The organism is Actinocorallia sp. A-T 12471, assembly GCF_033875155.1.
Taxonomy (GTDB): Bacteria; Actinomycetota; Actinomycetes; order Streptosporangiales; family Streptosporangiaceae; genus Actinocorallia.
This window is the reverse complement of record NZ_JAWZTE010000001.1, coordinates 88,115-106,072: the sequence shown is the minus strand read 5'-3', so window position 1 is coordinate 106,072 and position 17,958 is coordinate 88,115. Positions and strand designations below refer to the sequence as shown.

Sequence of the window (17,958 nt, the reverse complement as noted above, 5' to 3'; positions counted from 1 at the left end):
CTACTTACCAGCCTTTCCGACCTTGCGGCGGATCTGCTCACCCTGGTACCGCACGCCCTTGCCCTTGTACGGGTCGGGCTTGCGCAGCTTGCGGATGTTGGCAGAGATCTCGCCGACCTGCTGCTTGTCGATGCCCTCGACCTTGAACAGGGTCGGCTTCTCGACCGTGAAGGTGATGCCTTCCGGCGCCTTGATCAGGATCGGGTGGCTGTAGCCGAGGGAGAACTCGAGGTCCTTGCCCTTGGCCACGACGCGGTAGCCGACGCCCTGGATCTCCAGGGTCTTGGCGTACCCCTGGGTCACCCCGACGATCATGTTGAAGATCAGGGTGCGGCTCAGGCCGTGCAGGCTCCGAACCGTGTTGATGTCGTTGGGACGGGTGACCGTGATCACTCCGTCGTTGAGCTCGGCCTTGATCGGCTCGGCGATCACGTGCTCGAGCTTGCCCTTCGGGCCCTTGACCGAGACCAGCTGGCCCTCGATCTTGACCTCGACTCCGCTGGGAACGGAGATCGGCAGACGTCCAATGCGAGACATTGTCTGTTGCTCCTTTCCGCTACCAGACGTAGGCGAGGACTTCGCCGCCCACGCCACGCTTGCCGGCCTGCTTGTCGGTCATGAGGCCGGAGGACGTCGAGATGATCGCGACGCCCAGGCCACCCAGGACCTTCGGCAGGTTGTCCTTCTTCGCGTACACCCGGAGACCGGGCTTGGAGACGCGCTTGATGCCGGCGATGGAGCGCTCGCGGGTGGGACCGAACTTCAGGTCCACCACGAGCTTCTTGCCGACTTCGGCGTCCTCCACGTGCCATCCGGTGATGTAGCCCTCCTGCTGGAGGATCTCCGAGATGTGCGCCTTGATCTTCGAGTACGGCATCGACACGCTGTCGTGGTATGCCGAGTTCGCGTTGCGCAGACGCGTGAGCATGTCTGCGATCGGGTCGGTCATCGTCATGGCCGCTTGGCCCTCCTCGCTGCGGTTTCCAGCTGCCCCGGCTCCGCCCGCCTCACGAGCGGGGAGCGCAGGACCCTACGGACCTACAGCGCGGTCGTGGGCGCCTCTAGAGAAAGGGCGCCCGGTTTGTTGTACGTACGGTACGCGATCCGCGCCGTGACCGCGCAATCGGCGGTCACGGCACGCGATCGACGCGATGTTCCGTGTGGTCCGGAACCCGTCAGGCGGCTGGCGCTTTCGGGTTCCGGGCCGTCGTCGCTGTTACCAGGACGACTTGGTGATGCCGGGCAGCTCGCCCCGGTGCGCCATCTCGCGGAAGCACACGCGGCACAGGCCGAACTTCCGGTAGACGGAGTGGGGGCGGCCGCAGCGCGAGCACCGGGTGTAACCCCGGACGCCGAACTTCGGCTTGCGCGCGGCCTTGGCGATCAGAGCCTTCTTCGCCATGTCCTAAGCCTCCTTGTTGCGATCCTCTGAAGCCATCAAGCTTCCTTGAACGGGAAGCCGAGGAGCTTCAGCAGCGCCCGGCCCTCTTCGTCGTTGGTCGCGGTCGTCACGATCGTGATGTCCATGCCCCGCTGCCGGTCGACCTTGTCGACGTCGACCTCGTGGAACATGACCTGCTCGGTGAGACCGAAGGTGTAGTTGCCGCGGCCGTCGAACTGCTTGGGGTTGAGACCCCGGAAGTCGCGGATGCGCGGCAGCGCGAGCGACAGCAGCCGGTCGAGGAACTCCCACATGCGGTCGCCGCGCAGCGTGACGTGCGCGCCGATCGGCATGCCCTCACGCAGCTTGAACTGCGCGATGGACTTCTTGGCCCGCGCGACGGCGGGCTTCTGGCCGGTGATCGCGGTCAGGTCCTTGACGGCGCCTTCGATGAGCTTGGCGTCGCGCGCGGCCTCGCCCACGCCCATGTTCACCACGATCTTGGTAAGACCGGGGATCTGCATGACGTTGGCGTAGCCGAACTGCTCCTGGAGCTGGCCCTTGATCTCTTCCCGGTAGCGCAGCTTCAGCCGCGGCTGCGGGATCTCGACGGAAGTCTCGGTCATGTTCAGATCTCCTTGCCGGTACGACGCGAGATCCGGACCTTCTTGCCGTCTTCGTTGACCGTGAAGCCCACGCGAGTCGGCTTGCCATCCTCGACCAGCGCGACATTGCTGACGTGCAGCGGCGCCTCGACGGTGACGATCCCGCCGCCCTTGCCCTGGGCGTCCACCTTGGTGTTCTTCTTGATGAGGTTCGCACCCTCGACCGTGACGCGCTCGCGCTTCAGGTCGACGGCGATGACCTTGCCGGTCGCGCCCTTGGACTTGCCGGCGATGATGACGACCTCGTCGCCCTTACGGATCTTCATTACAGCACCTCCGGCGCGAGCGAGACGATGCGCATGAACTTCTTCTCGCGCAGCTCGCGGCCGACCGGGCCGAAGATACGGGTGCCCCGGGGGTCGTTGCTGTCCTTGATGAGCACGGCAGCGTTCTCGTCGAAACGAATGTAGGAACCGTCGGGACGACGGACTTCCTTACGCGTACGGACGACGACCGCCTTGACGACGTCGCCCTTCTTCACGCCGGCCGCGGGGATGGCGTCCTTCACCGTGGCGACGATGACGTCGCCGATGCCCGCATAGCGCCGACCCGAGCCACCGAGCACACGGATGCAAAGGATCTCCTTCGCACCAGTGTTGTCGGCGACCTTCAGTCGCGACTCCTGCTGGATCACTTCTAACTCCTGTTGGTTCTCACCGGTTCTCCGGCCCTGGCCGGAGCCTGGTGGATCTGCCCTCGCGGAATCGGCCCGCGAGGGGGAGTGCGGGGAGCTGCCGCGGCACGGGACGAGCCCGGCGGCCGGGGCAGCTCGGCCCCCCGCAGGTCCAGTTACTTGGCCTTCTCCAGGATCTCGACGACGCGCCAGCGCTTGGACGCCGACAGCGGACGGGTCTCCATCAGGCGGACCCGGTCGCCGACGCCGCAGGCGTTGGCCTCGTCGTGAGCCTTGTACTTGGTCGTACGGCGGATGATCTTGCCGTACAGGCGGTGCTTGACGCGGTCCTCGACGGCGACGACGACGGTCTTGTCCATCTTGTCGCTCACCACGAGGCCCTCGCGGACCTTGCGGTTGCTGCGCGCAGCTGTCTCGGTGGTCTCGCTCACTTCTCGCCCTCCTCGGCAACGGTGACGATGCCGAGCTCGCGCTCCCGCATCACGGTGTAGATGCGGGCGATCTCACGCTTGACCGTCCGCAGCCGCCCGTGGTTCTCCAGCTGACCGGTCGCCGCCTGGAACCGGAGGTTGAAAAGCTCCTCCTTGAATTCCTTCAGCTTGGTCACCAGCTCGTCCTCGGGCTGGGTGCGCAGGTCTTCGGCCGTGTTCGCCATTACTCGCCCACCTCCCTCTTCACGATCCGGCACTTCATCGGCAGCTTGTGGATGGCGCGGGTGAGCGCCTCACGAGCGATCTCTTCGTTCGGGTAGGACAGCTCGAACATCACCCGACCGGGCTTGACGTTCGCGATCCACCACTCGGGGGAACCCTTACCGGAACCCATGCGGGTCTCGGCGGGCTTCTTGGTCAGCGGGCGGTCCGGGAAGATGTTGATCCAGACCTTGCCGCCACGCTTGATGTGACGGGTCATGGCGATACGCGCGGACTCGATCTGCCGGTTGGTCACGTAGTGACCCTCGACAGCCTGGATGCCGTACTCGCCGAACGTCACCTTCGTACCGCCCTTGGCCATGCCACGGCGCTTCGGGTGGTGCTGCTTGCGGTGCTTGACCCTGCGAGGGATCAGCATGGAACTCAGCTCCCCTCAGGCGCCGGAGCAGCCTCGGGGGCGGCCGGCGCGGTGTTCTCGTTCTGACGCGGGGCGCGCTCGCCACCACCGCGACGGGCGCCGCCACGCGCGGGGCGCTCGCCACGGCCGCCGCGGCGGTCGCCACGACGGTCGCCGCCGCCGCCGGCGCCGGCGCGCTGGGCGGCCGCGCGCTGCTCGCGCTCGGCGCGGGTCGCAGCCGCGTCACCCTTGTAGATCCAGACCTTCACGCCGATGCGGCCGAAGGTGGTGCGGGCCTCGTAGAAGCCGTAGTCGATGTCCGCGCGCAGGGTGTGCAGCGGCACCTGGCCCTCGCGGTAGAACTCCGACCGGGACATCTCAGCGCCGCCGAGACGGCCGGAGCACTGGACCTTGATGCCCTTGGCGCCGGACTTCATCGAGGACTGGATCGCCTTGCGCATGGCGCGACGGAACGCGACACGGCTGGACAGCTGCTCGGCCACGCCCTGCGCGACGAGCTGGGCGTCCATCTCGGGGTTCTTGACCTCGAGGATGTTCAGCTGCACCTGCTTGCCGGTCAGCTTCTCCAGGTCGCCCCGGATGCGGTCGGCCTCCGCGCCGCGGCGGCCGATGACGATGCCAGGCCGGGCGGTGTGGATGTCGACCCGGACACGGTCACGGGTGCGCTCGATCTCCACCTTGGAGATGCCGGCCCGGTCCATGCCCTTGGTGAGCATGCGACGGATCGCGACGTCTTCCTTGATGTAGTCCTTGTAGAGCTTGTCGGCGTACCAACGGCTCTTGAAGTCGGTCGTGATGCCCAGGCGGAACCCGTGCGGGTTGATCTTCTGCCCCACTACCGGGCCCTCCTTGTCTTCTTGACCGGCGCGCCCTCATCGACGGACTCGACGACCACGGTGATGTGGCTGGTGCGCTTGTTGATGCGGTACGCACGACCCTGCGCGCGCGGCCGGAACCGCTTCAGGGTCGGGCCCTCGTCAACCCACGTGCGGGAGACGACGAGCGTGTCCTGCGCGAGGTTGAAGTTGTGGGTGGCGTTGGCGATGGCGCTGTTCAGCACCTTGCCGACCGGCTCGCTGGCTGCCTGGGGGGCGAAGCGCAGCACAGCCTGAGCCTCCGCGGCCGGCAGGCCACGGATGAGGTCCACCACACGGCGGGCCTTCCTGGGCGTGACGCGGATGAACCGCGCCTGGGCCCTGGCTTCCATGACTGTTCCTCTCGTGTGATTGCTGTGCTTCAGCCTCGACGGCTGCGGCGGTCTTCCTTGACGTGGCTGCGGAACGTGCGGGTGAGCGCGAACTCGCCCAGCTTGTGGCCGACCATCGACTCGGAGATGAACACCGGGACGTGCTTGCGGCCGTCGTGCACGGCGATCGTGTGACCGATCATCTCCGGCACGATCATGGAGCGCCGCGACCACGTCTTGATGACGGTGTGGGTCCCCTTCTCATTCTGTGCGTCCACCTTCTTCATAAGGTGGTCGTCCACGAAGGGGCCCTTCTTCAGGCTACGTGGCATGACGACTCCTACCGCTTCTTGTTGCTGCGACGACGGACGATCAGCTTGTCGCTGGGCTTGCCGGGCTTACGGGTCCGGCCTTCCTTCTGGCCCCACGGGCTGACCGGGTGGCGTCCACCGGAGGTCTTGCCCTCACCACCACCGTGCGGGTGGTCGATCGGGTTCATGGCCACACCGCGGACGGTCGGGCGCTTGCCCTTCCAGCGCATACGGCCGGCCTTGCCCCAGTTGATGTTGGACTGCTCGGCGTTGCCGACCTCGCCCACCGTCGCGCGGCAGCGCACGTCGACCTTGCGCATTTCGCCGGACGGCATGCGCAGGGTGGCGTAGGCGCCCTCCTTGGCCAGCAGCTGCGCGCCGGAACCCGCCGAGCGGGCCAGCTTCGCGCCGCCGCCGGGACGCAGCTCGATGGCGTGCACCACGGTACCGGCCGGGATGTTGCGCAGCGGGAGGCAGTTGCCGGGCTTGATGTCGGCGCCGGCGCCGTTCTCCACCGCGTCGCCCTGACGCAGACCCTGCGGGGCGAGGATGTAGCGCTTCTCACCGTCCGCGTAGTGCAGCAGCGCGATGCGCGCGGTCCGGTTGGGGTCGTACTCGATGTGCGCGACCTTGGCGGGGATTCCGTCCTTGTCGTGGCGACGGAAGTCGATCAGCCGGTAGGCGCGCTTGTGCCCGCCGCCCTGGTGGCGCGTGGTGATGCGGCCGTGGTTGTTACGGCCGCCCTTCTTGGGGAGCGGTCGCAGCAGCGACTTCTCCGGCTCGGAGCGCGTGATCTCGACGAAGTCGGCCACGCTGGAGCCGCGACGACCCGGAGTCGTCGGCTTGTACTTACGGATGCCCATCTTTTTCGTTCATCCCATCCAGTTCGGTGCCTGCGGCCTTACGCCTGAGGCCCGAAAATGTCGATCCGCTCGCCCTCCGCCAGGCTGACGATGGCGCGCTTGGTGTCCTTGCGCTTGCCGTAGCCGTAGCGGGTGCGCTTGCGCTTGCCCTGCCGGTTGATCGTGTTGACGCCGATGACCTTGACGCCGAAGACCTCTTCCACCGCCTGGCGGATCTGGACCTTGTTGGCGTCGGTGGCGACGAGGAAGGTGTACTTGCCCTCGTCGAGCAGGCCGTAGGACTTCTCGGACACGACCGGCGCGAGAAGGATGTCCCGGGGGTCGTAGATCTTGCTCACTTGTCGCTCCCCTTGGCGTGGGCGACGAAAGCCTCGTAGCCCTTCTCGGTGAACACGACGTCGTCATTGACCATGACGTCGTAGGTGTTCAGCTGGTCGGCGACGAGGACGTGCACGGACGGCTCGTTGCGCAGCGACTTCCAGGTCAGGTCGTCCTCACGGTCGAGGACCACGAGAACGCGCTTGGCCGAGGTCACCTCGCGCAGCGCCTTCACGGCGAGCTTCGTCTTGGGGGTGTCCCCCTCGACCAGGCCGTCGACGATGTGCACCTGGCCCGCGCGGGCCCGGTCGCTCAGCGCGCCGCGCAGCGCGGCGGCCTTCATCTTCTTCGGCGTCTTCTGGCTGTAGTCGCGCGGCTGCGGGCCGTGGACGACGCCACCGCCGGCGAACTGCGGCGCACGGGTCGAACCCTGGCGGGCGCGGCCGGTGCCCTTCTGGCGGTACGGCTTCTTGCCACCGCCCCGGACCTCACCGCGGGTCTTGGTCTTGTGCGTGCCCTGCCGCGCCGCGGCGAGCTGCGCCACCACGACCTGGTGGATCAGCGGGACGTTGACCTTGGCCTCGAAGATCTCCGGGGCCAGCTCGACGTTGACCTTCGTCACGACTGGTTCTCCATCTTCTTCACGGCGTTGCGGACCAGCACCACGCCGCCGTTCGGGCCGGGAACAGCACCCTTGATGAGGATGAGGTTCTTCTCGGCGTCCACGGAGTGCACGGTGAGGTTCTGGATGGTCTTGCGGACCGAGCCCATGCGGCCGGCCATGCGCAGACCCTTGAAGACGCGACCGGGGGTCGCGCAGCCGCCGATGGAGCCCGGCGAGCGGTGCTTGCGCTGGACGCCGTGACCCGCGCCCAGACCGGCGAAGCCGTGGCGCTTCATGACGCCCGCGAAGCCCTTGCCCTTGCTGGTGCCGGTGACGTCGATCTTCTGGCCCGGCTCGAAGGTCGAGGCGGTGATCTCCTGACCGAGGGTGTACTCGCCGGCGTCGTCGGTGCGGAGCTCGACGAGGTAGCGGCGGGGCGTGACGCCCGCCTTCTCGAAGTGGCCCGCGAGCGGCTTGTTGACCTTGCGCGGATCGATCTGGCCGAAACCGAGCTGCACGGCGTTGTAGCCGTCGCTTTCGGTGGAGCGGACCTGGGTCACGACATTGGGCCCGGCGAGGACGACGGTCACCGGAACGATCCGGCCCTCATCGTCGTAAACCTGGGTCATGCCGAGCTTCTCGCCCAGGACGCCCTTCCTGTTGACGCTCATCGTTTTCCTTAGAGCTTGATCTCGATGTCCACGCCCGCGGGGAGGTCGAGCCGCATGAGCGAGTCGACCGTCTTCGGGGTGGGGTCGATGATGTCGATCAGCCGCTTGTGCGTGCGCATCTCGAAGTGCTCGCGGCTGTCCTTGTACTTGTGCGGCGAGCGGATGACGCAGTACACGTTCTTCTCGGTCGGCAGCGGCACCGGTCCGGCGACCTTGGCGCCAGTCCGCGTGACAGTCTCGACGATCTTCTTCGCCGAGCTGTCGATGACCTCGTGGTCGTAGGCCTTGAGCCGAATGCGGATCTTCTGTCCCGCCATGGTGCCCTCGGTGTCCTTTACTGCTCAAGCGGCGAGTGTGGACACTCTCCGCTATAACCTCCCGCTCTCGCGAGAGGCGGGCTGACGTGTCAAAGTGCGAGTGCTCGCGCACTCGCGGCGTGCCCTGACTGAAAAAGGGCCAGGGACAATGATATGTGACCGCGGGGGTACCTTCCGCACAGGCGGGGCACTCCCCCGCGGTCACATACGGTGGAGCCTTACTTGATGATCTTGACGACGCGACCCGCGCCGACGGTCCGGCCACCCTCACGGATGGCGAACTTCAGACCCTCCTCCATGGCGACCGGCTGGATCAGCTGGACCGTCATGTCGGTGTTGTCGCCCGGCATGACCATCTCGGTGCCCTCGGGGAGGTTCACCACGCCGGTCACGTCGGTCGTCCGGAAGTAGAACTGCGGACGGTAGTTGTTGAAGAACGGGGTGTGGCGGCCGCCCTCGTCCTTGCCCAGGATGTAGACCTGCGCGGTGAACTCGGTGTGCGGGGTGTTGGTGCCCGGCTTGATGACACACTGGCCGCGCTCGACGTCCTCGCGCTTGATGCCGCGCAGGAGCAGACCGACGTTGTCGCCCGCCTGGCCCTGGTCGAGCAGCTTGCGGAACATCTCGACACCGGTGACGGTGGTCGAGGTGCTCTTCTCCTTGATGCCGATGATGTCGACGACCTCGTTGACGTTCACGACGCCGCGCTCGATACGGCCGGTGACGACCGTGCCGCGACCGGTGATCGAGAAGACGTCCTCGATCGGCATCAGGAACGGCTTCTCGGTGTCACGCTCGGGCTGCGGGACGTTCTCGTCCACGGCCTTCATGAGCTCCAGGATGCTGGCGGCCCACTTCTCGTCGCCCTGCAGCGCCTGGTAGGCCGACACCCGCACGACCGGCAGGTCGTCGCCGGGGAACTCCTGGTCCGACAGCAGCTCGCGGACCTCGAGCTCGACGAGCTCGAGGATCTCCTCGTCGTCGACCATGTCGCACTTGTTCAGGGCGACGACGATGTAGGGAACGCCGACCTGACGGGCCAGGAGGACGTGCTCACGCGTCTGCGGCATCGGGCCGTCGGTGGCGGCCACGACCAGGATCGCGCCGTCCATCTGGGCGGCGCCGGTGATCATGTTCTTGACGTAGTCCGCGTGACCCGGGCAGTCCACGTGCGCGTAGTGGCGCGCCTCGGTCTGGTACTCGACGTGCGCGATGGAGATGGTGATACCGCGCTCGCGCTCCTCGGGCGCCTTGTCGATGTCCTCGAACGGCGTGAACGGGTTGACGTCCGGGTAGGCGTCGTGCAGCACCTTGGTGATCGCCGCGGTAAGGGTGGTCTTACCGTGGTCGATGTGACCGATGGTGCCGATGTTTACGTGCGGCTTCGTCCGCTCGAACTTGGCCTTCGCCACGAGGTTCTCCTCAGTGATTCTGACGTGCGTGTTGACAGTTGGCTTGTGGTCGCCGGAGGCCGGAGGCTATTCGCCCTTGGCCTTGGCGATGATCTCCTGCGCGACGTTCCCCGGAACCTCGGCGTAGGAGTCGAACTGCATGGTGAAAACAGCCCGGCCCTGGGTCTTGCTGCGCAGGTCGCCCACGTAGCCGAACATCTCCGACAGGGGCACGAGCGCCTTGACGATCCGGGCGCCGTGGGACTCGTCCATGGCCTGGATCTGTCCACGGCGGCTGTTGAGGTCGCCGATGACGTCGCCCATGTTGTCCTCGGGCGTGGTGACCTCGACCGCCATCATCGGCTCGAGCAGCGCGGGGGACGCGCGACGCGCCGCCTCCTTGAACGCCATCGAGCCGGCGACCTTGAACGCCATTTCCGAGGAGTCCACCTCGTGGTAGGCGCCGTCGAGAAGGGTGACCTTCACGCCCACCATCGGGTAGCCGGCGAGCACGCCGAACTCGGCCGCCTCCTGGCAGCCCGCGTCCACCGACGGGATGTACTCCCGGGGGATGCGGCCACCGGTGACCTTGTTCTCGAACTCGTAGCCGTCGCTGCCGCCGCCGATGGGCGACAGCGTGATGATCACGCGACCGAACTGGCCGGAGCCACCCGTCTGCTTCTTGTGGGTGTACTCGACCTTCTCGACGGTCTTGGTGATCGTCTCGCGGTAGGCCACCTGCGGGCGACCGACGTTGGCGTCGACCTTGAACTCGCGCTTCATCCGGTCGACGAGGATCTCCAGGTGGAGCTCGCCCATGCCGGAGATGACGGTCTGGCCGGTCTCCTCGTCGGTGTGCACGCGGAAGGACGGGTCCTCCTCGGCGAGCCGCTGGATCGCGGTGCCCAGCTTCTGCTGGTCGGCCTTGGTCTTGGGCTCGATCGCGACGTCGATGACCGGCGCCGGGAAGCTCATGGACTCGAGCACGACCGGGTTCTTGTCGTCGGCCAGCGTCTCACCGGTGGTGGTCTGCTTGAGGCCCATGACGGCGACGATGTCGCCCGCGCCGACCTGCGAGATCTCCTCGCGCTTGTTGGCGTGCATCCGGTAGATCTTGCCGATGCGCTCCTTCTTGTCCCGAACTGTGTTCAGAACCGAGGAGCCCGCCTCCAGCACGCCGGAGTAGACCCGGACGAACGTCAGCTTGCCCAGGTGCGGGTCGGACATGATCTTGAAGGCCAGGCCGGAGAACGGCTCGTCCTCGCTCGGCTTGCGCGCGATGACGGTGTCCTCGTCACCCATCTTGTGGCCCTCGATCGCCTCGACGTCCAGCGGGGACGGCAGGTAGCGGACGATGGCGTCAAGAAGGGGCTGCACACCCTTGTTCTTGAAGGCGGTGCCACAGAACACGGGGGTGAGCTTGGCGGCGAGGGTCGCGCGGCGGACGCCGGCGTAGATCTGCTCGATCGAGGGCTCCTCGCCCTCGAGGAACTGCTCCATGACCTCGTCGTCGTTCTCGGCGAGCGTCTCGATGAGGGCGGCGCGCGCCTCGGCGGCGGCGTCGGCGAGATCCGCGGGGATCTCCACCTCGTTGTACATCTCGCCCAGCTTGGCCTCGGCGTTCCAGACCAGCGCCTTGCCGCGGACCAGGTCGACGACGCCGAGGAAGTCGGCCTCGGCGCCGATCGGCAGCTGCATGACCAGCGGAACCGCGCCGAGGCGGTTCACGATCATGTCGACGCAGCGCTGGAAGTCAGCGCCGGTGCGGTCCAGCTTGTTGACGAAGCAGATCCGCGGAACGCTGTAACGGTCGGCCTGACGCCACACGGTCTCGGACTGCGGCTCGACCCCCGCCACACCGTCGAACACCGCGACGGCGCCGTCGAGGACGCGCAGCGAGCGCTCGACCTCGACGGTGAAGTCGACGTGGCCGGGAGTGTCGATGATGTTGATGGTGTGCTCGACGCTCTCCACCGGCCACTTGCAGGTGACAGCGGCGGAGGTGATGGTGATCCCCCGCTCCTGCTCCTGCTCCATCCAGTCGGTGGTCGCCGCGCCGTCGTGGACCTCGCCGATCTTGTAGCTCATCCCCGTGTAGTACAGGATGCGCTCGGTCGTCGTGGTCTTGCCAGCGTCGATGTGCGCCATGATCCCGATGTTGCGGACCTTGGAGAGGTCTACACCGGTCTTAGCAGCCATTGTGCTCGCGTCCTTGCTCTCGTGGGTTCAGCCGACCGCTGTTACCAGCGGTAGTGGGCGAAGGCCTTGTTGGACTCGGCCATCTTGTGGGTGTCCTCGCGCTTCTTGACCGACGCGCCCAGGCCGTTGCTGGCGTCCAGGAGCTCGTTCATCAGGCGCTCGGTCATCGTCTTCTCGCGGCGGCCGCGGGAGTAGGTGACGAGCCAGCGCAGCGCCAGGGTGGTGCTGCGGGCCGGCCGGACCTCGACGGGGACCTGGTAGGTCGCGCCGCCGACGCGGCGGGACTTGACCTCGATGGTCGGCTTCACGTTGTCGAGCGCGCGCTTGAGGGTGACGACCGGGTCGTTGCCGGTCTTCTCGCGGCAGCCTTCGAGCGCGTTGTACACGATGCGCTCGGCGATGGAACGCTTGCCGTCCAGCAGGATCTTGTTGATCAGGCTGGTGACCAGCGGCGAGTTGTACACCGGGTCGGCGACCAGTACGCGCTTGCCCGCGGGGCCCTTACGCGGCATTAGCTCTTCTCCTTCTTCGCGCCGTAGCGGCTGCGCGCCTGCTTGCGGTTGCGGACACCCTGGGTGTCGAGCGAACCGCGGATGATCTTGTAGCGAACACCCGGCAGGTCCTTCACACGACCGCCGCGCACCAGCACGATGGAGTGCTCCTGCAGGTTGTGTCCGACACCCGGGATGTAGGCGGTGACCTCGATGCCACTGCTCAGGCGGACACGGGCGACCTTCCGCAGCGCCGAGTTCGGCTTCTTCGGCGTCGTCGTGTACACGCGGGTGCAGACGCCGCGGCGCTGGGGGCTTCCCTTCAGCGCGGGCGTCTTGGTCTTGGTCACCTTGTCCTGCCGGCCCTTTCGGACCAACTGCTGGATTGTGGGCACCGCTCTCCGTCTTCCTTCGTCGTACCGGGCCCGGTCTCCGCGACCGGGTGAGCACGGCTTGTCCATGCTCGGTTTTGTATGCGCGAGTCACACCCGGAATTTCTCGTCCGCGCATAACCCTGATCAAGGACCCTTGAGGGGCCTCTGACCTGCCGGTTTGCCTGATCCGCCGACCCCCGCGGTCGGGCGTGTCGCGCCGTCCGTGACCCGCCGCGTCCCAAAAGAAGGACCCGATCGTGCCGTGGGGGAAGAGATCCGCGCCGCTCCTATCACGGGGTACCCGCCGGAGCGCACGCACGCGTAACCCGCGATGCCGCGGGCACGAAGATAGAGCGTACCCAACCCCCCGGGCGAGGTCAAAGCGAATACGCCATTACCGGGAAAGGGCCGCCCCGCGCAACCTTCGCGCGGCCGAGGCGCGGGTGCTCACCATGACGAACGGGGTGGTCTACGAGGAAGTTCCGGGGAAGGCGGGATGAACCCGCGTGAACGAAAGAGACCCGTATGACCGGAGATCATACGGGTCTTCACGCGATCCGTCACCGGGCGTCCGCCGGGACGGTCACCAGAACGGGGAGAAGAACGCCACGAGGATGACGATGACCGCGACGAGCGCGACGAGGCCGAGCCAGATCCAGACCTTGTTGTCCGAACGCTCGCCCTGCTCTTCGTCGGCGGCGTGGGCGGGCTGCTGCTCGCCGTACTGCTGCGCGTACGCCTGCCCCTGCTGGCCCTGCTGCCCCTGCTGCCCGTAGGGCTGCTCGCCGTACTGCTGCTGCTGTTCGCCGCCGTACTGCTGCGGCGGCTGCCCGTAGCCCTGCTGCTGGCCGTAACCCTGCTGTCCGTACTGGCCCTGCTGACCCGGCTGGCCCTGGGCGGGCTGGCCCTGCTGCCCGTACGGCTGCTGCGCCTGGTCGGCGGGCTGGCCGTAGGGCTGCTGGGCGTACTGGCCGGGCTGGCCGGGCTGGGGCTGGCCCTGCTGGGGCTGGCCGTAGCCCTGGCCCGGCTGCTGGCCGTAGCCGCCCTGCTCGGGGGCCTGGCCGTACTGGCCCTGCTGCCCGTAAGGCTGCTGGCCGTACTGCCCGGGCTGGCCCTGACCCTGCTGGCCGTAGGGCTGCGGGGGCTGGGGGCGGTCGCCGACGCCGAACGCCTGGGTGGCGTCCGGGTCCTCGGCCTGCGGCTGCGGGGCCTGGGGAGCCTGGGGCTGCGGTGCGGGCGGCTGCGGGGCCTGCTGCTGGTAGGCGCGGGCGTCGAAGTCGAGGACCGTCTCGCCGCCGGGCGCGGCCGACGGGTTCGGCGCGCCCCACGGCCGCTCGGGCTCGCGGGCCGTCTCCTCGACCGGCTGGCCCTGCGGCTTGTTCGTGACGAGCGGGATGTCGCCGGGGTACGGCTGCCCGGACGCCGCGGGGGCCTCGGGCGCGGCGGGCCCGCCGAGGCCGGGGATGACGGTGGTGGCCGGGGCCTCGCCGACCGGGGGACGCAGGTCCTCGCGGCGCGGCAGCGCCGTCGGCGCGGTGCCCCACGGGTCCTCGACCTCGGGGGCCGGAGCCGACTCCCCGACGGCGGGGTTCCGGTCGCCGGACGCGCCGGGGCTGCCGTAGGCCGGAGCCGACGGGTACGCCGACCCGCCCGCGCCGAAGCCGCCCTGCTCGCCGCCGTAGGACGGCGACTCGGCCTGCGGCTGATAGGGCTGCTCGGCCGGAGACCCGTAGGCCGGGGGCTGCGGCGGCTGGTAGGGCTGCTGCTCCGGAGCGCCGTAAGAAGGGGCCTCGGCCAGCGGCTGGTACACCGTCTCGGCGGGCGGCTGCGCGGCCTGCTGGTACTCGGGCGGCGGCGGGTACTGCGGCTCCGCCGGAGGCTGATACTGCGGCTGCTCCGCCGGAGCCCCGTAGGCCGGAGGCTGCGGCTGCTCGGCCGGAGGCTGGTAGTCGGCCGGAGGCTCGTAGTTCGCCGGGGCCGGGTAGGAGGACGCGCCTCCGGGCGGGGCCCACGCCGACGGCGGGGCCTGCGGGGCGGGCTGCTGCGGCTGCGGCGCGGGCGGCTGCCACGCGGGCGGCTGCTGCCCGTACGGCTCGGCGGGCGCGCCGTACTGCGGCTGCCCGGGCTGCCCCTGCGGCGGCTGCGCGGGCTGGCCGTAAGGCTGCTGCGGCGGCTGCGGCGCGGGCGGTTGGGGCTGCTGCGGCTGCGCCTGCTGCGGGCGCAGCTGCGGCGCGCCGAAGACCACGGTCCGCTCGCCCGCGGGGCGGGTGGGCGGATCGACCTGGTCGGGGGCCGCGCCGGTCTGGTCGGCCGATGCCGGCTCCTCTGGCGACGGCCGCTGGGGGCCGCTCTGCTCGGTCATCGGTGGACTCCTTATCGGCTCTCGAATACCACGCGACCAGTCACAGAGTGCCCGGTGCGTCTGCATACGGCAAATCCCCCGGGACCCGGTCAAGAATATTTGCGTCGCGATTGCACAAAGATCTCCGCTTTGGGGCGGGCCGCATCCCGGAAAGTAGGCTGCCGCCATGACTCGCTCACTGGTGATCAAAGTGACCGCGGGGGCCGACGCCCCCGAACGCGCCAACCAGGCGCTGACCGTGGCCGCCGCCGCGGTGGCCAGCGGCGTGCAGGTCTCGCTGTGGCTGACGGGCGAGGCGGCGTGGTTCGCGGTGCCCGGCGGGTCTGAGCGCTTCCCCGCGCTCGAGCACGCGACCCCCGTGGCCGATCTGCTCGACGTCGTCAGGGCGTCCGGGCGGGTCACCCTGTGCACGCAGTGCGCGGCGCGCAGGAACCTCACCCAGGACGACCTGCTGGAAGGCGTCCGCATCGCGGGCGCTCCGGCGTTCGTCGAGGAGGCCACCGCCGAGGGGGCTCAGGCGCTCGTCTACTGAGCCGCCCGCTACCGGGACGGGGCCTTGCCGGCCTCGTCCTCATCGTCGTCCCTTGGCGCGTGGTGCTCGCGGGACTCGACGTGGATCGCGGCCTCCTCGGCCGGACGGTCGTCCGGGGGCCGCTCGCCCGTCCTGCTCTCCCGCCGCACCCACGCGGTGATGCCGATCTCGCCCCGGTCCTCGTCGGTGATGACGAGGTCGCGGGGCGGGTTCTCCTCGTACTCGCGCAGGAGGTCGGTCTGGTACTGCTGGTCGTCGTCGCCGAGGTCGGGCCGCGCTGTCCGGTCCCGGCCGTCGTCCCCGCGTTCGTGTCGGTGTTCGTGCTCCCGGGCCATGAGACCCCTCCCCGATCGCCGTGCCTTCCACGTCCGTCCCCGTTCCTCCCCAGGGGAGGGACGTTCTATAGGACACGTGTATCGGACAACGTCCGGAAAGGGGTTTTGGTGCCCGTCGTCAGGAGGGCGAGGGGAGGACGGCGCGCAGCCGCTCCTCGCGCAGCCTTCCGGCCCAGCTGTCGTCGATCGGGTCGAGCCGCCGCTTGACCGCCCAGCTGAGCAGCAGGTCGGCAAGGCCCGGGTTGCGGACCAGCGCGGGGCCGTGCATGTAGGTGCCGACGATCCTGCCGCTGTAGGCGCCCTCGTAGCCGTCGCCGTTGCCGACGCCGACCGCGACCCTGGCCAGCGGCTTCGCGCCGGGGCCGAGGTGGGTGACGCCCTGGTGGTTCTCGAAGCCGGTGATCATCGGCACGCCGAGCGCCGGGTCGACCTCGCCCGCCAGCTCGCCGACCGCGCGGACCTCGCCGCGGCCGCTGCGGATGTCGAGCAGCCCGACGCCCTGGACGGGCTGGCCCTCCTCGCCGCCGAACTCGTGGCCGAGCAGCTGGTAGCCCGCGCAGACCGCGAACACCGCCGCGCCGAACTCGACCGCCTTGTGCAGGCCGCCGTCGACGCGCAGCCGCTGCGCCGCGAGGATCTGCGGCCTGTCCTCGCCGCCGCCGAGCAGGTAGATGTCGCCGTCGACCGGGACCGGCTCGTCGGAGCGGACCCGGACCGTGCGGGGGATGATGCCGCGCAGCCGCGCCCGGCGTTCCAGGACGATGACGTTGCCGCCGTCGCCGTAGGTGCTCAGCAGGTCCGGGTAGATCCAGACGATCTTGATGGTCTCAGAGGGCACGGCCGTACCTCGTTCGGATGTCCTGGAAGGCTGTGTAGTTGGCGATCACGTCGAGCTTGCCGGGCGGCACCGCCAGGACCGCCTGCTCGATGTCGTCCACGAGGCGGAAGTCGACCTCGGCGGCCTCCAGGCGGGTCGCGAGGTCGAGCCTGCGCTCGCCCGTCGCCCACACCGGACGGCCCTTCAGCACCCGGTAGTCCACGTCCCACAGCCACGAGGTGTCCCTGCCGTCGGGACCCTGGGCGTTGATCGACAGCGCGACGGGGCCGGGCGCGGGCTCGAGCACGTCGAACGCCTCTAGCCAGCCCGCCGGGTTCTTGGCGAGCAGCAGCCGGATGTCACGGCCCTGGTACTGCACGGTGGTGTAGCGGCCCGCGACCGAGGCGACCTTGCCCAGCAGCGGCAGCGCCTGTTCGGGCGCGATCCCGAACAGCGCCACGACGGCGAGTGCCATCGCGCCGTTCGAGCGGTTGGCGCGCCCGGGGAGCTGGAGGTCGAGCGAGTAGGTGTGACCGCCGGGGGCCGTCACCCGGTCGCCGTGCAGAATCCAGTCGGGCTTCGGCCTGGCGAAGGAGCACTGGCGGCACGCCCAGTGGCTGCCGTCGCGGTCGAGCGGCCCGCCGCACTCGGGGCAGCACCAGGAGTCCTCCTTCCAGTGCTGGCCGACGGCCACCCAGGTGACCTTCTTGGCGGTGGACGCGCCCCACGTGACGAGGGGGTCGTCGCAGTTGGCGACGACATGCGTGTCCGCGCCGTCGAGGGCCTTGCGCCACTTGCCCGCCAGCTGCCAGATCTCGCCCGCGCGGTCCATCTGGTCGCGGCTGAGGTTCATCAGCAGGACGATGTTGGCCCTGGTCTCGCTGAGGACCAGCGGCACGTACTTCTCGTCGCACTCCAGCACGCCGTACTGGGCGTGCGGCGCGGCGGCGAGCGCGCTGACGTGGCCGGTCGGCATGTTCGCGCCGAACGCGTTGGTGGCGACCTCGCCGAGCCCGCTCATCGCGCTCGCGATCAGACGGGTCGTGGTCGTCTTGCCGTTGGTGGCGCTGACCAGGACGAGCTTGCGGTCGGCGGACAGACGGGTGAGCAGGTCGGGGTCGAGCTTCAGCCCGATCTTCCCGCCGATCACCGAACCGTCGCCCCGCCCCGCAAGTCGCGACATCCGGGAGGCGGTACGCCCGAGGGCGACCGCCAACTGCGACCGCAGCGGAAGATCACTCATCGAATCTCTTTCCCCTATAAGCCCGACTCCCGCCGAGCCTAGTGGTTGGCGCGGCCATTCCCGTCTTCCCGAGGGTAAACGGGCTACTCTCGCACGCTGAGCTACGGTACGACTACCGGTTGCAGTACTGTGACCAACGCCGCACCGTGCCGCGAGCCGCAGCTAGACATGCACGCCAAATGCCACATGTGCC

26 protein-coding genes are annotated in these 17,958 nt (G+C 68.7%); 1 reads left to right on the top strand and 25 read right to left on the bottom strand.

Annotated features, from left to right (window positions below; genetic code table 11):
- The 22 genes from rplF to R9X44_RS00385 form a co-directional block, all read right to left on the bottom strand.
- Positions 1 to 537 (bottom strand): 50S ribosomal protein L6, encoded by a 537-nt coding sequence (rplF, locus tag R9X44_RS00490; protein ID WP_319811904.1) that lies wholly within the window; start codon positions 535 to 537, stop codon positions 1 to 3.
- A gap of 19 nt (positions 538 to 556) precedes the next feature.
- Complete coding sequence (gene rpsH / locus R9X44_RS00485) at positions 557 to 955, bottom strand: 30S ribosomal protein S8 (RefSeq protein ID WP_123669995.1); 399 nt, start codon at positions 953 to 955, stop codon at positions 557 to 559.
- A gap of 261 nt (positions 956 to 1,216) precedes the next feature.
- A complete protein-coding gene (locus R9X44_RS00480; protein ID WP_123669994.1) occupies positions 1,217 to 1,402 on the bottom strand; it encodes a type Z 30S ribosomal protein S14 in 186 nt (61 codons plus the stop codon).
- Positions 1,403 to 1,437: 35 nt separating this feature from the next.
- Entirely contained in the window at positions 1,438 to 2,007 is a 570-nt protein-coding gene (gene rplE / locus R9X44_RS00475; protein ID WP_319811903.1) for a 50S ribosomal protein L5, read from the bottom strand.
- Positions 2,008 to 2,009: 2 nt separating this feature from the next.
- Positions 2,010 to 2,312 (bottom strand): 50S ribosomal protein L24, encoded by a 303-nt coding sequence (gene rplX / locus R9X44_RS00470; protein WP_319811902.1) that lies wholly within the window; start codon positions 2,310 to 2,312, stop codon positions 2,010 to 2,012.
- Positions 2,312 to 2,680 (bottom strand): 50S ribosomal protein L14, encoded by a 369-nt coding sequence (gene rplN, locus R9X44_RS00465; protein WP_319811901.1) that lies wholly within the window; start codon positions 2,678 to 2,680, stop codon positions 2,312 to 2,314. The genes rplX and rplN overlap by 1 nt, the downstream gene beginning before the upstream one ends.
- 155 nt (positions 2,681 to 2,835) lie before the next feature.
- Positions 2,836 to 3,111 (bottom strand): 30S ribosomal protein S17, encoded by a 276-nt coding sequence (gene rpsQ, locus R9X44_RS00460; protein WP_319811900.1) that lies wholly within the window; start codon positions 3,109 to 3,111, stop codon positions 2,836 to 2,838.
- Positions 3,108 to 3,335, bottom strand: a complete 228-nt coding sequence (gene rpmC / locus R9X44_RS00455; protein ID WP_230615122.1) for a 50S ribosomal protein L29 — start codon at positions 3,333 to 3,335, stop codon at positions 3,108 to 3,110. Before rpmC ends, rpsQ begins: the two co-directional genes overlap by 4 nt.
- On the bottom strand, positions 3,335 to 3,751 hold the full coding sequence (gene rplP, locus R9X44_RS00450; protein ID WP_106402397.1) for a 50S ribosomal protein L16: 417 nt from the start codon (positions 3,749 to 3,751) through the stop codon (positions 3,335 to 3,337). The genes rpmC and rplP overlap by 1 nt, the downstream gene beginning before the upstream one ends.
- A 5-nt stretch (positions 3,752 to 3,756) precedes the next feature.
- The gene (gene rpsC, locus R9X44_RS00445; protein ID WP_319811899.1) at positions 3,757 to 4,587 is read right to left on the bottom strand and encodes a 30S ribosomal protein S3; all 831 of its coding nucleotides are present in this window, start codon (positions 4,585 to 4,587) and stop codon (positions 3,757 to 3,759) included.
- Complete coding sequence (gene rplV, locus R9X44_RS00440; RefSeq protein WP_319811898.1) at positions 4,587 to 4,958, bottom strand: 50S ribosomal protein L22; 372 nt, start codon at positions 4,956 to 4,958, stop codon at positions 4,587 to 4,589. Before rplV ends, rpsC begins: the two co-directional genes overlap by 1 nt.
- 29 nt (positions 4,959 to 4,987) lie before the next feature.
- Positions 4,988 to 5,269, bottom strand: coding sequence for a 30S ribosomal protein S19 (gene rpsS, locus R9X44_RS00435; RefSeq protein WP_319811897.1), 282 nt, complete (start codon positions 5,267 to 5,269; stop codon positions 4,988 to 4,990).
- 8 nt (positions 5,270 to 5,277) lie between these two features.
- Positions 5,278 to 6,111 (bottom strand): 50S ribosomal protein L2, encoded by an 834-nt coding sequence (rplB, locus tag R9X44_RS00430; RefSeq protein WP_319811896.1) that lies wholly within the window; start codon positions 6,109 to 6,111, stop codon positions 5,278 to 5,280.
- Between the two features lie 38 nt (positions 6,112 to 6,149).
- On the bottom strand, positions 6,150 to 6,449 hold the full coding sequence (rplW, locus tag R9X44_RS00425) for a 50S ribosomal protein L23 (RefSeq protein WP_319811895.1): 300 nt from the start codon (positions 6,447 to 6,449) through the stop codon (positions 6,150 to 6,152).
- Entirely contained in the window at positions 6,446 to 7,051 is a 606-nt protein-coding gene (gene rplD, locus R9X44_RS00420) for a 50S ribosomal protein L4 (RefSeq protein ID WP_319811894.1), read from the bottom strand. Before rplD ends, rplW begins: the two co-directional genes overlap by 4 nt.
- Positions 7,048 to 7,704 carry a 50S ribosomal protein L3 gene (rplC, locus tag R9X44_RS00415; RefSeq protein ID WP_319811893.1) on the bottom strand — a complete coding sequence of 219 codons (657 nt, stop codon included), beginning with the start codon at positions 7,702 to 7,704 and terminating at the stop codon, positions 7,048 to 7,050. The genes rplD and rplC overlap by 4 nt, the downstream gene beginning before the upstream one ends.
- An 8-nt stretch (positions 7,705 to 7,712) precedes the next feature.
- Positions 7,713 to 8,021, bottom strand: a complete 309-nt coding sequence (gene rpsJ, locus R9X44_RS00410; RefSeq protein WP_012854632.1) for a 30S ribosomal protein S10 — start codon at positions 8,019 to 8,021, stop codon at positions 7,713 to 7,715.
- A 218-nt stretch (positions 8,022 to 8,239) separates the two neighbouring features.
- Positions 8,240 to 9,433, bottom strand: coding sequence for an elongation factor Tu (tuf, locus tag R9X44_RS00405; protein WP_319811892.1), 1,194 nt, complete (start codon positions 9,431 to 9,433; stop codon positions 8,240 to 8,242).
- A gap of 66 nt (positions 9,434 to 9,499) precedes the next feature.
- Positions 9,500 to 11,611, bottom strand: coding sequence for an elongation factor G (gene fusA, locus R9X44_RS00400; RefSeq protein WP_319811891.1), 2,112 nt, complete (start codon positions 11,609 to 11,611; stop codon positions 9,500 to 9,502).
- A gap of 41 nt (positions 11,612 to 11,652) precedes the next feature.
- On the bottom strand, positions 11,653 to 12,123 hold the full coding sequence (gene rpsG / locus R9X44_RS00395; protein ID WP_230615144.1) for a 30S ribosomal protein S7: 471 nt from the start codon (positions 12,121 to 12,123) through the stop codon (positions 11,653 to 11,655).
- Entirely contained in the window at positions 12,123 to 12,497 is a 375-nt protein-coding gene (rpsL, locus tag R9X44_RS00390) for a 30S ribosomal protein S12 (RefSeq protein ID WP_123669978.1), read from the bottom strand. The genes rpsG and rpsL overlap by 1 nt, the downstream gene beginning before the upstream one ends.
- A 562-nt stretch (positions 12,498 to 13,059) precedes the next feature.
- Positions 13,060 to 14,838: a hypothetical protein gene (locus R9X44_RS00385; protein ID WP_319811890.1), complete on the bottom strand. Its 1,779-nt coding sequence runs from the start codon at positions 14,836 to 14,838 to the stop codon at positions 13,060 to 13,062.
- A 166-nt stretch (positions 14,839 to 15,004) separates the two neighbouring features.
- Between R9X44_RS00385 and R9X44_RS00380 the strand changes: the two genes are divergently transcribed.
- The gene (locus tag R9X44_RS00380) at positions 15,005 to 15,370 is read left to right on the top strand and encodes a DsrE family protein (RefSeq protein ID WP_319811889.1); all 366 of its coding nucleotides are present in this window, start codon (positions 15,005 to 15,007) and stop codon (positions 15,368 to 15,370) included.
- An 8-nt stretch (positions 15,371 to 15,378) separates the two neighbouring features.
- Here R9X44_RS00380 and R9X44_RS00375 read toward each other — a convergent pair whose 3' ends face one another.
- The 3 genes from R9X44_RS00375 to R9X44_RS00365 all read right to left on the bottom strand — a co-directional run bounded on the left by R9X44_RS00375 (position 15,379) and on the right by R9X44_RS00365 (position 17,765).
- Positions 15,379 to 15,705 carry a hypothetical protein gene (locus R9X44_RS00375; RefSeq protein ID WP_319811888.1) on the bottom strand — a complete coding sequence of 109 codons (327 nt, stop codon included), beginning with the start codon at positions 15,703 to 15,705 and terminating at the stop codon, positions 15,379 to 15,381.
- 118 nt (positions 15,706 to 15,823) lie between these two features.
- On the bottom strand, positions 15,824 to 16,543 hold the full coding sequence (locus R9X44_RS00370) for a glutamine amidotransferase (RefSeq protein ID WP_319811887.1): 720 nt from the start codon (positions 16,541 to 16,543) through the stop codon (positions 15,824 to 15,826).
- A complete protein-coding gene (locus tag R9X44_RS00365; RefSeq protein ID WP_319811886.1) occupies positions 16,533 to 17,765 on the bottom strand; it encodes a MurT ligase domain-containing protein in 1,233 nt (410 codons plus the stop codon). The genes R9X44_RS00370 and R9X44_RS00365 overlap by 11 nt, the downstream gene beginning before the upstream one ends.
- Positions 17,766 to 17,958: the final 193 nt, after the last annotated feature.

What these genes read in the sequence shown, in the direction of transcription:
- rpmC (WP_230615122.1), bottom strand. Translation starts at nt 3,335, where the DNA reads ATGGCGAACACGGCCGAAGACCTGCGCACCCAGCCCGAGGACGAGCTG.
- rplC (WP_319811893.1), bottom strand. Translation starts at nt 7,704, where the DNA reads ATGAGCGTCAACAGGAAGGGCGTCCTGGGCGAGAAGCTCGGCATGACC.
- R9X44_RS00365 (WP_319811886.1), bottom strand. Translation starts at nt 17,765, where the DNA reads ATGAGTGATCTTCCGCTGCGGTCGCAGTTGGCGGTCGCCCTCGGGCGT.
- rplX (WP_319811902.1), bottom strand. Translation starts at nt 2,312, where the DNA reads ATGAAGATCCGTAAGGGCGACGAGGTCGTCATCATCGCCGGCAAGTCC.
- R9X44_RS00385 (WP_319811890.1), bottom strand. Translation starts at nt 14,838, where the DNA reads ATGACCGAGCAGAGCGGCCCCCAGCGGCCGTCGCCAGAGGAGCCGGCA.
- rplE (WP_319811903.1), bottom strand. Translation starts at nt 2,007, where the DNA reads ATGACCGAGACTTCCGTCGAGATCCCGCAGCCGCGGCTGAAGCTGCGC.
- rpsJ (WP_012854632.1), bottom strand. Translation starts at nt 8,021, where the DNA reads ATGGCGGGACAGAAGATCCGCATTCGGCTCAAGGCCTACGACCACGAG.
- rpsG (WP_230615144.1), bottom strand. Translation starts at nt 12,123, where the DNA reads ATGCCGCGTAAGGGCCCCGCGGGCAAGCGCGTACTGGTCGCCGACCCG.
- rplP (WP_106402397.1), bottom strand. Translation starts at nt 3,751, where the DNA reads ATGCTGATCCCTCGCAGGGTCAAGCACCGCAAGCAGCACCACCCGAAG.
- R9X44_RS00380 (WP_319811889.1), top strand. Translation starts at nt 15,005, where the DNA reads ATGACTCGCTCACTGGTGATCAAAGTGACCGCGGGGGCCGACGCCCCC.
- rplF (WP_319811904.1), bottom strand. Translation starts at nt 537, where the DNA reads ATGTCTCGCATTGGACGTCTGCCGATCTCCGTTCCCAGCGGAGTCGAG.
- rpsS (WP_319811897.1), bottom strand. Translation starts at nt 5,269, where the DNA reads ATGCCACGTAGCCTGAAGAAGGGCCCCTTCGTGGACGACCACCTTATG.
- rplB (WP_319811896.1), bottom strand. Translation starts at nt 6,111, where the DNA reads ATGGGCATCCGTAAGTACAAGCCGACGACTCCGGGTCGTCGCGGCTCC.
- R9X44_RS00480 (WP_123669994.1), bottom strand. Translation starts at nt 1,402, where the DNA reads ATGGCGAAGAAGGCTCTGATCGCCAAGGCCGCGCGCAAGCCGAAGTTC.
- fusA (WP_319811891.1), bottom strand. Translation starts at nt 11,611, where the DNA reads ATGGCTGCTAAGACCGGTGTAGACCTCTCCAAGGTCCGCAACATCGGG.
- rpsH (WP_123669995.1), bottom strand. Translation starts at nt 955, where the DNA reads ATGACGATGACCGACCCGATCGCAGACATGCTCACGCGTCTGCGCAAC.
- rplV (WP_319811898.1), bottom strand. Translation starts at nt 4,958, where the DNA reads ATGGAAGCCAGGGCCCAGGCGCGGTTCATCCGCGTCACGCCCAGGAAG.
- R9X44_RS00375 (WP_319811888.1), bottom strand. Translation starts at nt 15,705, where the DNA reads ATGGCCCGGGAGCACGAACACCGACACGAACGCGGGGACGACGGCCGG.